Origin of the sequence: Curtobacterium sp. MCBA15_007, assembly GCF_001864905.1 — a bacterium.
Classification (GTDB): Bacteria; Actinomycetota; Actinomycetes; order Actinomycetales; family Microbacteriaceae; genus Curtobacterium; species Curtobacterium poinsettiae.
Genome location: NZ_MJGM01000056.1, coordinates 32,393 through 46,972, shown reverse-complemented (window position 1 = coordinate 46,972; position 14,580 = coordinate 32,393). Strand labels below are relative to the sequence as shown.

Genomic DNA, 14,580 nt, shown 5'->3' with positions numbered 1-14,580 from the left:
CGCGAGGCGTGCGGCTCAGCCGGTCAGCCCGGCCACCGCGGCCCGGGTCGCCGCGGCGACCAGTGCATCCGACGGTTCCGCGGCGGCATCGGCCCGGCTCGTCATCACCACCAGCACGATCGGTGCTCGTCCCGGCGGCGTCACGACCGCGATGTCGTTCCGGACCCCGTAGGACGCCGTGCCGGTCTTGTCGGCGACCCGCCACGACGGGTCCACCCCGGCACGGATCGTCGCGTCCCCGGTCGTGTTGCCGAGCATCGCGTCGCGGAGCACCCGCCGGTCGGCAGCGTCGAGGACGTCCCCGAGCAGCACCGCCCGCAGGTCGGCCGCGAACCGCTCCGGCGTCGTCGTGTCACGCCGGTCGCCCGGCGTCGCCTGGTTCAGGTCGGGTTCGACCCTGTCGACGCTCGTCGTCCGGTCCCCGATGCCGCGCAGCCACCGCTCGACGGCGTCCGGGCCGCCGAGCCGCTCCACGAGCAGGTTGGCCGCGGTGTTGTCGCTGGACCGGAGCGCCGCGTCGATGAGCTCCCGGACCGTCATCCCGGTGTCGACGTGCTCGCTCGTCACGGGCGCGTACTCGAGCAGGTCACCGCGGTCGTAGTGCACGACGGTCGCCAGGTCGGCGTCGGACGAGGCGTCGAGGACCGCCGCCGCGATGAACACCTTCACCGTCGACGCGAACGCGAACCGCTCCCCTGCACGGTGCACGAGTGTCCGGCCGCTGCCGGTGTCGACCGCGGTGATACCGAGCCGAGCGTCGTACCGCCGCTCGAGCGACGCGAAGGCCCGCGCGGTTGCGGGGTCGGTCGCCGGGTCGGTCGACGGCGCCGCTGCACCCGGAGCCGACGCAGCGGCAGAAGCAGGAGCCGACGCACCGCCCGGCTCGCCGGAACACCCCACCAGTCCGACCAGCACCAGGGCCGTCAGGGCTGTGGTCGTCGTCTTCGTCCCACCTCGCACGCCCCGAGCCTGCCCGACGACCGTGCAACTACCCTGAGCGGCATGCCAGCTCCCGCCGTCCGGCTCACCCGCCTGGACCCCACCGGCACCGACCGCCCGGATCTGCTCGCGTTCCTGACGTCCGAGGAGTTCCCGTTCCACGTCCGACGGCGCATCAGCGCGGCCGACGCGGCGAGCGCCGTCGACTCCGGCGCCTACCGCGACGACGAGCACGACACGTCCTGGCTCGACCACGACGGCCTCGGACGCATCGGGCTGGTCCGCCTCGAGGACCTCGCCGACCCCGTCCCCCTGTTCGACCTGCGCCTGGCCGGTCGGTTCCGGGGCCGCGGCCTCGGGGTCCCCGCCCTGCGTGCGGTGACCGACCACGTGTTCACGACGATGCCGGCGATCACGCGCTTCGAGGGCCAGACCCGCGAGGACAACACCGCCATGCGCCGGGTCTTCGTCCGTGCCGGCTGGGTGCAGGAGGCCCACTACCGCGAGGCGTGGCCCGTCGACGGCGGCCCGGCCGTCGGGTCGGTCGGTTACGGCGTGCTGCGTCGCGACTGGGAGACGGGCGAGACCACCCCGGTGCCGTGGGACGACGTCGCGCGGTGAGCGTCTGACGGCAGCCGCCAGCAGGCGGACGGGAGGCCCGTGGCGGCGCCGCCACGGGCCTCCCGTCCGTTCGTCGGTCGCGTCTCAGGACCGCGACAGGCGCGTGACGGTGGCGTGCGCGCCGTCCGCGATGAGCCCGTCCAGGGCGTCGCGGTAGGCGGCGACGAACCGTTCGTCGTCGACCAGGTCGCCGAAGACCTGGCGGTTCGCGATGAAGGCGAGGCGGTCCTCGCGCTGGGTCAGGGCGATGCGGTGCAGGGGCTCGGCGAGCCGGTCGACGATCTCGATGGGCTCGCCGGACTCGTCGGTGCCCTCGTCGTAGCGGGCCCACGACGCGACGATGCCGGCGGACAGCGTGACGGGCCGACCGGCGGCCAGGTTCTCGCGCACGACGGGGAGCAGCCACTTCGGGATCCGGTCGCTCGACTCGGCGCAGAGCCGGGCGAGGGTGTCGCGCACCTCGGGGTTCTGGAAGCGCTCGATCAGGGTCGACTCGTACTCATCGAGGTCGATGCCGGGCACCGGGTGCAGCGTCGGTGCGCCCTCTTCGTCCATGTAGCGGCGCAGGAAGGTCGCGATCGCCGGGTCCTGTGTGGCCTCGTGCGCGTAGCGGTAGCCGGACAGGTACCCGAAGTAGCAGAGCCCCTGGTGGCTGGCGTTGAGGAGCCGGAGCTTCATGAGTTCGTACGGCTCGACGTCCTCGACGATCTGCACGTCGGCGTCCTGGTAGGGCGGCCGGCCCGCGGGGTGGTCGTCCTCGAGCACCCACTGGAAGAACGGTTCGGCGACGACGGGCCAGGCGTCGTCGATGCCGAGCTCGTCGCGGACCCAGGCGCGGTCCTCGTCGGCCGTGACCGGGGTGATGCGGTCGACCATCGAGTTCGGGAACGCCACGTGCTCGTCCATCCAGTCGGCGAAGGCCGGGTCCTGCAGCCGGGCGTAGGCGGTGAACATCGACCGGGCGACGTGCCCGTTGCCCTGGATGTTGTCGCACGACATCACGGTGAAGGGTTCCAGCCCGCGGTCCCGTCGGCGGCGCAGAGCCTCGACCACCAGGCCGAAGACCGTGCGGGGCGGGCCGTCGCCGCGCCGGTCGGCGGCGACACCCGGCTCGTCGGCGACGAACTCGCCCGTGACGTGGTCGAAGTTGTAGCCGCCCTCGGTGATGGTCAGGCTGACGATCTTCGTGTCCGGGTGCGCCATCTTCTCGACGACGGCGTCGGGGTCGTCGACGGCGAGCAGGTACTCGACGATGCTGCCGACGACGCGGGACTCGCGGGTGCCGTCCGGGTGCTTGAGGACGAGCGTGTACAGGCCGCCCTGCTCGGCCATGGCGGTCGCCATCCGGCGGTCCTGCTCGAGCACGCCGACGCCGCAGATGCCGTACTCGCGGGCCTCGCCCTGCTGCAGGAGCCGGTCGATCACCATCGCCTGGTGCGCGCGGTGGAACCCTCCGACGCCGAAGTGGACGATGCCGGCGGTGATCCCGGCGCGGTCGTAGGTGGGGACGGCGACACCGCTCGCGGCGATCTCGTCGAGGGTCTCCGGGGACAGGCGGACGGGCATCGGGTACTCCTTCGTACGACGGTGGTTCGTCGGTCCAGTCTGGCACCGGACACCTCCGCCTGAACACCGGTGCAGCACAGATGTTCACGCCGGGGGACGAACCTGGGGAAGCACCGAGCCTCATTGCACCGAGTGCATCGATGCACCTAGTGTTCCCTCTCGTGACCATCGTGACCGACCGCCGTGCCGCCCTCAAGGCGAAGCACCGCGCGGCGATCCTGCAGGCCGCCCGCGACCTGATCGACGAGCGCGGCGGACGCGACTTCAGCGTGGACGACCTCGCCGCCCGGGCCGACATCGCCCGGCGCACCGTGTTCAACCACTTCGCCTCGCTCGACGAGGTCCTGTTGGCCGTCTGCGAGCAGGAGCTGTCCGTCATCATCGACCGGTTCCTCGCCGACATGGCCCGGACGCCGGTGGGCGACGGCAGCCGGGCGTCGATGTTCGACGAGCTCGAGTCCGCGGCCCGCGGCGCCGACCTGGCCCCGGCGATCGCCGGCATGTACCGGATCCTCGGCGACCCCGGCAAGGACGACCCGAAGGCCGCGGTCCTGACCCAGACGGCGTTCTCACGCGTGACCGAACGGCTCCGGCACGAGGTCGCCCGGCGCTACCCGGCCGCCGACCCCCTCGACGCAGCGCTGCTCGTCGAAGGCCTCATGAGCGGCATCGTCGTCATCGCGGAGCACTGGCTGGCGACGTCCGGCCCCGACCTCGACCAGCCCGCCCTCGACGCGTGGGACGACCTGCTCGCCCGACTCGTGCACAGCGTCCGCAGCGGCTACATGGCCGACGACTGACACCACCCCACCTCCTCGTCCCCCAGGGGTCCACCGGCGCACCCCGCACCACCAGCACCTGACAACGAAAGGACCGCAGGCACTCCGCATGGCCGGTCTCCTCTACCGTCTCGGACGGTTCTCCGCACGACGCCACTGGCTCGTGATCATCACCTGGGTCGTGATCATGGCCGTCGCGGGCGTCACCTACACGCTCTTCGCCGGGACGATCTCGTCGTCGATCACCATCCCGAACACCAAGACCAGTCAGGTGCAGGACCAGCTCGCCGACAAGTTCCCGTCGGCGAACGGCGGCAACGGCACGATCGTCTTCGAGACGAAGGACGGCAAGGCGTTCTCGTCCTCGCAGCAGTCCGAGATCGACGACTTCCTGACCAGCCTCGAGAAGCTCGACGGCGTCAAGGGCACGACGAGCGGCTTCGCGACGCAGGACCGGCTCGACGACCAGCGGCAGAAGATCGTCGACGGTCGCGACCAGATCGAGTCCGGCCGCGCGAAGATCGAGACCGGCCAGGACCAGCTCGACGCGCAGAAGGCGCAGCTGGAGTCCGGCAAGCAGAAGATCGCGGACGCGCAGGCGCAGCTCGACGCGCAGAAGGCCAAGGCGCAGGCAGCCGGCGGCGCAGCCGTCCCCGCCGCGCAGGCGCAGGCCGCAGCGGCCCAGCTCCAGCAGGCCCAGGCGCAGATCGACGCCCAGCAGGCCCAGATCGACGCCGGCGAGCAGCAGATCGCCGACGCCCAGAAGAAGATCGACACGAACAAGCAGAAGCTCGACGACAACGAGCGGGAGCTCGAACAGGGCTCGGACCTGCTCGACCTGTCGAAGGACATCCGCTTCGTGTCGGACAACGGCAGCGCCGCGATCGGCACCGTCCAGTTCACGACGTCGACCTACGAGGTCCCCGCCGACACCAAGACCGCCATCGCGGACGACGCCGAGTCGGCCGACATCCGGGGCGTCAACGTGTACGTCTCGAACGACATCGCGCAGGGTGTGCCGTCGATCCTCGGACCGGGTGAGATCGGTGGTGTCATCATCGCCGCGATCGTGCTGCTCCTGATGCTCCGCACGGTCATCGGCGCCGCGGTCCCGCTCGTCAGCGCCGTCCTGGGCGTGGGCGTCGCCTCGCTCACCGCCCTGTCGTTCTCGAGCGTGGTCGAGTTCATCTCGGTCACGCCGGTGCTGGGGGTGATGCTGGGCCTGGCGGTCGGCATCGACTACTCGCTGTTCATCCTGAACCGGCACCGGACCCAGCTGAAGCAGGGCATGCAGGTGCACGAGTCGATCGGGCTCGCGAACGGCACCTCGGGCAACGCCGTGGTGTTCGCCGGTGCGACCGTCATCGTCGCGCTGCTCGCCCTGAACATCACCGGCATCCCGTTCCTCGGCCTGATGGGCACGGTCGGTGCGGTCGCGGTGCTCTTCGCGATCCTCATCGCGACGTCCTTCACGCCGGCCCTGCTGTCGCTGATCGGCATGCGGATCCTGCGGAAGAAGGAGCGCGCGAAGATCGGCAACACCGACTCCACGCGGATCCCGAACAAGCCCATGTCGAGCTGGCGCGCGGTCATCACGCTCGTCCTCGGCGTCGCGGTGCTCGGCACCATCGCGTTGCCGGCGACCCAGATGCGCCTCGGCCTGCCGAGCGGATCGTCCGAGGCCGTCGATTCCAGCCAGTACAAGGCCTACAAGACGCTCGAGAAGGAGTTCGGCGCCGGCCAGAACGGCCCGCTGCTCGTCGTGGCGACCCTGCCGGAGTCGATCGGCAAGAGCGACGTCACCGCGACCGAGGTCACCATCGGCCAGGCGATCGCGAAGAACGACGACGTCGAGGCCGTGCTGCCCATCGGTGCGTCGAAGGACCGTGACATCGTCGCGTTCCAGGTGAAGCCCTCGGGTGGCCCGGACAGCGTCTCGACCGAGAACGTCGTGAAGGACCTGCGCGAGCAGACCGTCTCCACCGACGACGGCAAGGTCACGCTCGGCGTCGCAGGCAACGCGTCGGCGAACATCGACGTGTCCGAGAAGCTGTCGAACGTGCTGCCGCTCTACCTCGTGGTGGTCGTCGGACTGTCGCTGATCATCCTGATCATCGTGTTCCGGTCGTTCCTCGTGCCGATCACCGCCACCGCCGGGTTCATCCTGTCCGTGCTGGCGTCGTTCGGTGGTCTGACCGCGATCTACCAGTTCGGCTGGCTCGGCTCGGTCTTCGGTGTGCACGACCCGGCACCGATCCTGAGCTTCCTGCCCATCATCGAGATCGGCATCCTGTTCGGTCTGGCGATGGACTACCAGCTGTTCCTGGTGTCCGGCATGCGTGAGGCCTACGCCCACGGCGCGAGCGCGAAGGTGGCCGTCCAGCGCGGTCTGCACGCGGGTCGCGCGGTGGTCACGGCAGCGGCGATCATCATGATCTCGGTGTTCGCGGGCTTCATCTTCTCGGACTCGTCCACCATCAAGCCGATCGGCTTCGGGCTGGCGTTCGGTGTGCTGATCGACGCCTTCGTCGTCCGCATGCTGCTCATCCCGTCGGCGATGCACCTGCTCGGCAAGAGCGCCTGGTGGTTCCCGAAGTGGCTCGACCGCATCGTGCCGGACGTCGACGTGGAGGGCGCGAAGCTCGAGCGCTCCCACCCGGTCGCCGGGCACGAGGGCACGCACACCGGCACCCACGCACTCCCCGTGGAGCCGGACGCGACGACGCACGACTCGGGGCACCCGCCCGCGCACCGCGCGTAGTCGACGCACCAGCGCAACCACCCTGGAGGCCCGGTGCCGGTCCACGAGACCGGCACCGGACCTCCAGGCCGTTGCGCCCACCGCCCCGACGCATGCGTCCGCACCTGATGCGTCCGCAACGCGCGACAGAACACGCGTCGATCGACTGGTGTTCTGTCGATACCTGTCCCTGCATGGACGCGCCACCACCGCGCCTCAGACCACTTCGTGCACGAACGAAGTACCCTGGGCGCATGACCCAGACCGCACCGGACCCGCTCGCGCTCGACCGGCAGCTCTGCTTCGCGTTGGCGGCGACGAGCCGCAGCGTCATCGGGCTGTACCGCGACCTGCTCGAACCCATGGGCCTGACCCACCCGCAGTACCTCGTGATGCTCGCCCTGTGGGAACGGGACCCGCGGTCGGTGCGCGAGATCGCCGGCGAGCTGCGACTCGACTCCGCGACGCTGAGCCCACTGCTCAAGCGACTGGAGGCCTCCGGCTACGTCCGCCGCACGCGCAGTGCCGCCGACGAACGCCAGCTCGAGGTCTCGCTGACCACCGCCGGACACGCCCTGCGCGACCGCGCCCAGGCGGTGCCGCTGGCCGTCGCAGACCGGCTCGGGTGGCCACTCGCTCGCCTGGAGTCCCTGAAGGACGAACTGACCGAGCTGCTGGAACGCGTCGACCAGGTGTGATCCGCGACCATCAGTGCCATAATGGTTCGTGCACGAACGAAAGGATGCACCGTGGGACGCTTCGGCCAGTGGTACGAACGATGGAACACGACGCTCATCGACAAGATGGGTCCCTCGCAGATCGGCGCCGGCCGCCCCGAGGGCATCGACGACCGGACGATCGACCGGGGCTGCCCCCTGTGCGGCAAGCCCCTCTCCCAGCACCAGGTGATCCGGCCGGAGGGTCAGGTGCGCTCGTCGACGCTGGTGTGCCCGCGCGACTGACGGCGCTGCCTGAAGAACTGCTCCGAGACGGAATTGCATCGGACAACTCGTCGTTCCCCCTGACGTGAAGCTCTTCGAACCCACCACCATCGGTGCCCTGTCCCTGTCGAACCGCGTCGTCATGGCCCCGCTCACCCGCACCCGCGCCGGTGAGCACGGCGTCCCGAACGACCTGCTCGTCGAGCACTACCGGCAGCGCGCCGGCCTCGGCATGATCATCACCGAGGGCACCTGGCCCGTGCAGGAGGGCCGTTCCTACCCCGGCCAGCCCGGCATCGAGACCGACGACCAGATCGCCGGCTGGCGCCGCGTGACCGACGCCGTGCACGCCGCCGGCGGCACGATCGTGATGCAGCTCATGCACGGTGGCCGCGTCTCGCACACCGACATCTCGCAGACGCCGCGCATCGTCGGCCCGTCCGCCGTCGCCGCTCCCGGCCAGACGCACCTGGCCGACGGCTCGAAGGCCGACATGCCCGTCCCGCACGCGCTGACCACCGCCGAGGTGCAGGAGGCCGTGCAGGGCTTCGTGCAGGCCGCCCGCAACGCGATCGCCGCCGGGCTCGACGGGGTCGAGGTCCACGGCGCCAACGGCTACCTGGTGCACGAGTTCATGTCGCCAGTGTCGAACACCCGCACCGACCAGTACGGCGGCTCCCCGGAGAACCGCGCGCGCTTCGCGATCGAGGTCACCACGGCCATCGCCGAGGCCATCGGCGCCGAGCGCACCGGCATCCGACTGTCGCCCGAGCACGGGATCCAGGGCGTCATCGAGGACGACGCCGACGACGTCCGCGCCACCTACACGGCCGTCGCCGAGGGCCTCGCGCCGCTCGGGCTCGCCTTCGTCGACGTCCTGCACGCCGAGCCGACCGGCGACCTGGTGCAGCACATCCGCCGGACCACCGGTGCCCCGTTCATCGTGAACTCCGGCTTCTCGTCGCTCACCACCCGCGACGAGGCCATCACGCTCGTCGACGGCGACCACGCCGACGCCGTCGCCGTGGGCCGCGCCGCGATCGCCAACCCGGACCTCGCGCACCGCTGGGAGCACGACGCCGAGCTCAACGAGCCGCGTCCGGAGCTCTTCTACGGCGCGACCGCCGAGGGCTACACGGACTACCCGTCGCTCGCCGAGGCGCGCGCGACCGTCGCGTAGTCGACGCACCGACAGAACGGACGGAACGGACGGGAGGCCCGTGGCGAAACCGCCACGGGCCTCCCGTCCGTTCTGTCGGACTGAGCGCTTCATCAGTCGATCGTCTGTTGAAATGCAGGACCGTCCCAAGTTGAGGGACGAAGTTGCTCGGACCATGCCGCAGCCATCAGCATCGCACAGCGTGATCGGTGGCCAGCGGACGCTCGAGGCAACTGAAGGGGCCCCCCCGTGCACATCTCGCGCCGAACTGCGCTCATCGGCATCACCGCCGCCGTCCCGCTCGTCACGACCACGCTCGCGGCCCCGGCCGACGCGGCGACCCCCTCCGGCTCGGCCGGCTCCCCCGGGTCGACCGGCACCTCCGGCTCGGCCGACGCGGGTGTCCTGGCCGTGCAGCGCTGGCTCAACAAGACCTTCGGGCACGTGCACGGGTGGGTGCAGGTGGACGAGGACGGACTGACCGGCAGCGGCACCGTGCTCGGGATCGTGCAGGGAACCCAGTCGCTCCTCGGCATCTCCCCCGTCGTCGCGACGTTCGGTCCGACGACACGGCAGAAACTCGAGCAGCACGGGGACGTCGGCGCCGAGACGGGCGACGACGCCGAGACCTGGCGCCGGCTCGTCCAGGCGGGACTCATCTGCAAGGGCGCGTCGACCGTCTCGCTCACCGGCGAGTTCGACGCGGCCACCGTCGCGGCCGCCGAGGCCCTGCGGTCCGACCTGGGCGCAGCTCCCGGCGGGCTCCCGCTGTCGGCCCACCTGTTCGGCGCACTCCTGACCGTCGACCCGGTGCGGCTCGCCTCCGGCGGGTCCCGATCGGTCCGCACCGTCCAGCAGTACCTCAACCGCACGTACGCCGAGGCGGTCGGCGGCGCGTACGGCAGCACGAGCGGAGTCGTCGACACGAGCACGTACGCGGCAGCGATCCGCGCCGTGCAGGTCGCGGTCGGCGTCACGGTCGACGGAGCCTGGGGTCCGGGGACGGCTGCTGCACTCCGCGCCGCGGGACCGAGCGTCGTCGGCGTGGGGGCCACCGGCGCCTGGGTGCTGCTCGTCAAGGCGCTCCTGGTGCTGAACGGTGAGCGCGTCGTGTTCAGCAGCGCCTACTCCGCGGCGGACGCCGCGGTGGTCCGTGCGTTCCAGCAGTTCCAGGCGTTCCAGCCCGCCGAACAGACCGGGACGTGCGACGCCGGCACGTGGGCGGCGCTGGCAGCGAGCACGGGCGACCCCGACCGGGCCACACCGGGGGCCGACACCGCCGTGCGCCTCGACGACGCGCGCGCTGCAGCCGTCCGTGCAGCCGGCGCCACCGGCGTCGGCCGCTACCTGACGAACCACCAGCGGTCGGGGGCGCTCGACAAGGCCCTGACGCCCGACGAGCTGCGCGTGATGGCGAGCGCCGGGCTCGGGCTGTGGCCGATCTTCGAGGAGGGCGGGTTCGCCGCCTCGTGGTTCACCGAGGAGCAGGGTGTCAAGGACGCCCACCGCGCCCACGACGCCGCTCGGGAACTCGGGATCCCCAAGCAGACCACCATCTACTTCGCCGCCGACTTCGACGCCACCGCCGCACAGGACGAGTCGCTCGTGGTGCCGTACTTCCGCGGCGTCGCAGCCGGCCTGCGGGACCGGGGGAACCTGTACAAGCAGGGCGTCTACGGATCCCGTGCCACGTGCACCGCGGTGAGCAGTTCCGGACTCGCGCACTTCTCGTTCGTCGCCGGGATGTCGCCGGCGTGGGCGGGCAACCAGCTCGAGCCCCTGCCGGGCAACTGGGCGCTCAACCAGATCCAGAACCGCACGGTCGGGTCGGGGAACGGGTCCACCGAGATCGACGCCGTGGTGGTCTCCGGGCGCGACCCGGGCGTCCCCGCGGCTCGCCTGGCCGGCTGACGGCTGCTGACCGGGATCGAGCACCGCCGTGACCACCACGACCCCGCGTGACGACGAGCCGCACGCAGTGTTCCCCCACCGTGCCACCTACGTCTTCTCGAACTTCGAGGAGGCCATCTCGATGGACTGCTACTGCGACGAGGGCGCCGACCACTTCGGCGTCTACCCGTTCTACGACGAGGTCATCAAACCGATCATCGACGATCTGACCCGACGCTTCCGGCGCCGGTTCGGGAAGGAAACCCCGTGAACACCGCACACCCCACCACCTCGACCTCCGCCCGTCAGCGCGCCCGCCGGAGCGCCGCCACCGCGCTCGCCCTCGGCCTGCTCGCAGCGGGCATCGCACTGCCCACGTCGGTGGCGAACGCCGACACCCTGTCCACCTCGGCTGAACCGACGGGTTCCACGATGACCATCTCCCACGACGGTTCCGGTCCCGCGGCGTCGACGGCGCAGCTCGACACCCTCGGCGCGCTCATCCTGCGTCGACTCGAGCTCGCCGACCCGGTGGCCGAGTCGAAGTGGCTGAGCGGCAAGCCGGTCGCCGACCCGGTGCGCGAACAGGCCGTCGTCGACGAAGCGGTGACCCTGGCCGAGCAGCAGGGCGTCGACCCCGTCCTGGTGACCCGGGTGGTCCGCGCACAGATCGCCGCGAGCAAGGTCGTCCAGCGCGGCCTCATCAACCACTGGACGCACAACCCGTGGACCGCACCGACGACGGCACCGGACCTGGCGACCATCCGGCCCCAGCTCGACGCGATCGACACCGACCTGGTGACCGCGCTCGGCCAGCTGCAGACCGTGGCCCAGGACCACCGGTGCGCGCACCTGGTGGACGCGGAGCGGAAGCACCTCGACGTCGGACTCGACTCGCTGCACCGGAAGGGGATCGACGTGGCGTGGAACACGTTCTGCGCCGCCTGACCCGAACGGGGTGACGGGCCGCAGGAGTGAGCGGCCCTAGGATGTGGTGTTCACTGACCGCTCGATCCCGGGCGAGGAAGGACACCGCGCCAGATGAACCAGCGGCAGCTCGCCATGGAGGCGTCTCGACGAGCCATCATCGACGCCGCAGGACAACAGTTCGCGGCCTTCGGCTACGAGGCGACCACGTTCTCCCGCGTGGCCGAGGCCATGGGCAAGCCGAAGTCGGCGATCGGGTACCACCTGTTCCCGTCGAAGAAGGACCTGGCGACGGCGGTCATCGAGCTGCAGCAGCAGCGCTGGCGTGAACTGTTCGACGCGCTGCCCGCCGAGCCCGGGCTCGAGCGCCTGACGGTGTTCCTCCTGACCACCGGGATCGACGTCCGCAGGGGTTCGGTCGCGGGCGGCGCCGTGCGGCTCCTGCACGAACTCGGCAAGGCCGGCGTGCCGGTGCCGCGCGGCTTCGACTGGTTCGAGATGACGCGCGGCGAGCTCGTCAGCGCCGGAGTGGCGGCCGCTGACGTCGACGCGGCCGAGGTCCAGCCGTCGGTCCTGCTGCTCCTCAACACGACACTGGGCATGGTGGACGGTTCGACACAGCTGACCGACGACGAACTCGTCGCGCAGCTCAAGGCCCTGTGGTCGCCGCTCTTCACGTCGTTCGGCATCGAGCGTGCCCCGGAGATCATCGACGCGGCCCGGCCGTACTCGCCCGGTTCCTGAGCGGTCGTCCCGTCCGGCGCACCCGTGGTCGGCCTGCACCGTACAGTGCACCATGACCGAAACAGCGCCAGCGCACCAGTTGCTCCACCTCGGGGTGCTCGCCGACTCCCGGAAGGCCGACGAGCGCCGCCTGCCGATCCACCCGGCCCACCTCGAGCGCATCGATCCGGACCTTCGCCGAGCGATGACGCTCGAGCGCGGGTACGGCGCTCGCTTCGGCGTGCCGGACGACCAGCTCGAACCCCTCGTCGGCGCGATGGCCGACCGTGACGAGGTCATCGCGACCGCGGACGTCGTCCTCCTGCCCAAGCCCCTGCCGTCCGACCTGGCGGACCTGCGTGACGGTCAGGTGCTCTGGGGGTGGCCGCACTGCGTGCAGGACCGGGAACTCACCCAGCTCGCCGTCGACAAACGACTGACGCTGATCGCGTGGGAGGCGATGAACCACTGGCGTGACGACGGTGGCTTCGGCCTGCACGTGTTCCACAAGAACAACGAGCTGGCCGGCTACTGCTCGGTGATCCACGCACTGCAGCTCTGCGGGTCGACGGGCGACTACGGGCGCCGGCTCACCGCGGTCGTCATCGGGTTCGGTGCCACGGCCCGCGGTGCGGTGACCGCCCTGAACGCACACGGCATCCACGACGTCCGCGTCCTGACCAACCGGGACATCGCGGCCGTCGGTTCACCCATCCCCTCCGTCGACATCCTGCACTTCGGGCAGACCGACGTACCGCCGTTCGACAGCGTGGTCAGCACCCCGGACGGGCCGGTCCCGCTCGCGCCGTACCTGGCCGAGAACGACATCGTCGTGAACTGCACGCTCCAGGACCCCAACGCGCCCCTGGTGTTCCTGCGCACCGAGGACCTGGCGGCCTTCCGTCCGGGGAGCCTCGTCGTCGACGTCTCCGTCGACGAGGGGATGGGGTTCAGCTGGGCGCACCCGACGTCCTTCGCACAACCGATGACCACCGTCGGCGGCACCACCAACTACTACGCGGTCGACCACAGCCCGTCGATGCTCTGGAACTCGTCGACCTGGGAGATCAGCGAGGCGCTGCTGCCGTTCCTGCGGACCGTGATGTCGGGCGCCGACGCCTGGGCCGGGTCGGAGACGATCCGCCGGGCGATCGAGATCGGGGACGGACACATCCGCAACCCGGCGATCCTGGCGTTCCAGGGCCGCTCCGCCGAGTACCCGCACCACGCCGCGGGCTGACCCTCGCCGGGATCTGCCCCTCGCCGACCGGAACGGAGAAGGGCCCCGGTGGTGTCCACCGGGGCCCTTCTTCGTACTGTGCGCTCGAAGGGACTCGAACCCCCAACCTTCTGATCCGTAGTCAGATGCTCTATCCATTGAGCTACGAGCGCGTGGCCTTGCGGCCGTGGAAGACTCTACAACAGGTGCGGCCCGGGCGCCAATCGAGGCGCTCCGGCCCCCGTGCCCGGCGTGTCGCGAGCAGCCTCCGGCGGCCGCGCGGTCACCGTGCCGCGGGCTCCTCGTCGAACACCTCGGCCAGGAACACCCGGAGCGCCTGCCACGACCGGCGGTCGGCGCGCTCCTGGTACTGCGCACCGTGGTCCGGGGCGTCGGTGCCGGGCACCGCGAACGCGTGCATCGCGCCCGAGTACGTCACGACCTGCCAGTCGACGTCCGGCGCAGCGCGCATCTCGTCCTGCCACGCGTGCACGGCCTCGTCCGGCACCACGGGGTCGGCGCCCCCGGTGAGGACGAGCAGCTTCGCCCGGATGTCGGCGGCGTCCGAGGGGTCGTGCGCGATGAGCCCGCCGTGGAACGACACGGCACCGACCAGGTCGGCCCCGGTCCGTGCGAGTTCGAGTGCGGTCGAGCCGCCGAAGCAGTACCCCATGACGACGACGCGGGCGGGGTCGACGTCCGGGTCGGCGAGCAGTCGCTCGAGTCCGGCGGTGGCGCGGGCCCGCAGCAGCGGCAGGTCCTGGTAGAAACCGCCGGCGACCTGGGCCGCGGTGTCGTCCCCGGGGCGGACGCCCGCACCGTAGACGTCCGCGCCGAACGCGACGTAGCCCAGTCGGGCGAGCATGGTCACCCGGGCTTCGACGTGCTCGTTCACGCCGTGCCAGTCGTGCACGACGAGGACGGCCGGACGACGGCCCGCGATCGCGGCGTCCTTCGCGAGCACACCGAGCAGTTCGGTGCCCTCGTGGTCGTAGGAGACGTCGTCGACACGGATGTCGGCGCCGGCGGGTTCGGGAACGGTCTGCAGGACGTCGTCGGTGGTGTTCACGTCGTCC

General features: G+C 71.0%; 14 protein-coding genes and 1 tRNA gene. 11 read left to right on the top strand and 4 right to left on the bottom strand.

Going from position 1 to position 14,580, the window contains the following annotated elements; translation table 11 throughout:
• Nucleotides 1-15 precede the first annotated feature (15 nt).
• Complete coding sequence (gene bla / locus BIU95_RS14045) at nucleotides 16-960, bottom strand: class A beta-lactamase (protein WP_083389387.1); 945 nt, start codon at nucleotides 958-960, stop codon at nucleotides 16-18.
• A gap of 42 nt (nucleotides 961-1,002) precedes the next feature.
• Here bla and BIU95_RS14040 point away from each other — a divergent pair, with 42 nt between their 5' ends.
• On the top strand, nucleotides 1,003-1,560 hold the full coding sequence (locus BIU95_RS14040; RefSeq protein WP_071251952.1) for a GNAT family N-acetyltransferase: 558 nt from the start codon (nucleotides 1,003-1,005) through the stop codon (nucleotides 1,558-1,560).
• An 84-nt stretch (nucleotides 1,561-1,644) separates the two neighbouring features.
• Here the strand turns inward: BIU95_RS14040 and BIU95_RS14035 are convergent, their stop codons facing one another.
• A complete protein-coding gene (locus BIU95_RS14035) occupies nucleotides 1,645-3,126 on the bottom strand; it encodes a mannitol dehydrogenase family protein (RefSeq protein ID WP_071251951.1) in 1,482 nt (493 codons plus the stop codon).
• A 161-nt stretch (nucleotides 3,127-3,287) separates the two neighbouring features.
• Between BIU95_RS14035 and BIU95_RS14030 the strand changes: the two genes are divergently transcribed.
• The 10 genes from BIU95_RS14030 to BIU95_RS13985 all read left to right on the top strand — a co-directional run bounded on the left by BIU95_RS14030 (nucleotide 3,288) and on the right by BIU95_RS13985 (nucleotide 13,525).
• Nucleotides 3,288-3,926 (top strand): TetR/AcrR family transcriptional regulator, encoded by a 639-nt coding sequence (locus BIU95_RS14030; RefSeq protein ID WP_017888359.1) that lies wholly within the window; start codon nucleotides 3,288-3,290, stop codon nucleotides 3,924-3,926.
• A gap of 88 nt (nucleotides 3,927-4,014) precedes the next feature.
• Nucleotides 4,015-6,666, top strand: coding sequence for an MMPL family transporter (locus tag BIU95_RS14025; RefSeq protein WP_071251950.1), 2,652 nt, complete (start codon nucleotides 4,015-4,017; stop codon nucleotides 6,664-6,666).
• A 233-nt stretch (nucleotides 6,667-6,899) separates the two neighbouring features.
• Nucleotides 6,900-7,343 (top strand): MarR family winged helix-turn-helix transcriptional regulator, encoded by a 444-nt coding sequence (locus BIU95_RS14020; RefSeq protein ID WP_017888357.1) that lies wholly within the window; start codon nucleotides 6,900-6,902, stop codon nucleotides 7,341-7,343.
• A 51-nt stretch (nucleotides 7,344-7,394) separates the two neighbouring features.
• Nucleotides 7,395-7,607, top strand: a complete 213-nt coding sequence (locus BIU95_RS14015) for a hypothetical protein (protein ID WP_017888356.1) — start codon at nucleotides 7,395-7,397, stop codon at nucleotides 7,605-7,607.
• 64 nt (nucleotides 7,608-7,671) lie between these two features.
• The gene (locus BIU95_RS14010) at nucleotides 7,672-8,766 is read left to right on the top strand and encodes an alkene reductase (RefSeq protein WP_056070304.1); all 1,095 of its coding nucleotides are present in this window, start codon (nucleotides 7,672-7,674) and stop codon (nucleotides 8,764-8,766) included.
• 228 nt (nucleotides 8,767-8,994) lie between these two features.
• A complete protein-coding gene (locus BIU95_RS14005) occupies nucleotides 8,995-10,656 on the top strand; it encodes a glycoside hydrolase domain-containing protein (protein ID WP_071251949.1) in 1,662 nt (553 codons plus the stop codon).
• Between the two features lie 28 nt (nucleotides 10,657-10,684).
• Nucleotides 10,685-10,906, top strand: coding sequence for a hypothetical protein (locus BIU95_RS14000; protein ID WP_017888353.1), 222 nt, complete (start codon nucleotides 10,685-10,687; stop codon nucleotides 10,904-10,906).
• Nucleotides 10,903-11,583 carry a gamma subclass chorismate mutase AroQ gene (gene aroQ / locus BIU95_RS13995; protein WP_017888352.1) on the top strand — a complete coding sequence of 227 codons (681 nt, stop codon included), beginning with the start codon at nucleotides 10,903-10,905 and terminating at the stop codon, nucleotides 11,581-11,583. Before BIU95_RS14000 ends, aroQ begins: the two co-directional genes overlap by 4 nt.
• 93 nt (nucleotides 11,584-11,676) lie before the next feature.
• The gene (locus BIU95_RS13990; protein ID WP_017888351.1) at nucleotides 11,677-12,306 is read left to right on the top strand and encodes a TetR/AcrR family transcriptional regulator; all 630 of its coding nucleotides are present in this window, start codon (nucleotides 11,677-11,679) and stop codon (nucleotides 12,304-12,306) included.
• Nucleotides 12,307-12,358: 52 nt separating this feature from the next.
• A complete protein-coding gene (locus BIU95_RS13985; RefSeq protein ID WP_071251948.1) occupies nucleotides 12,359-13,525 on the top strand; it encodes a N(5)-(carboxyethyl)ornithine synthase in 1,167 nt (388 codons plus the stop codon).
• 79 nt (nucleotides 13,526-13,604) lie between these two features.
• Here the strand turns inward: BIU95_RS13985 and BIU95_RS13980 are convergent.
• Both BIU95_RS13980 and BIU95_RS13975 read right to left on the bottom strand, forming a co-directional pair.
• Nucleotides 13,605-13,677 (bottom strand) — tRNA-Arg (locus BIU95_RS13980).
• Between the two features lie 110 nt (nucleotides 13,678-13,787).
• Nucleotides 13,788-14,573: a dienelactone hydrolase family protein gene (locus tag BIU95_RS13975; protein WP_042540609.1), complete on the bottom strand. Its 786-nt coding sequence runs from the start codon at nucleotides 14,571-14,573 to the stop codon at nucleotides 13,788-13,790.
• Nucleotides 14,574-14,580: the final 7 nt, after the last annotated feature.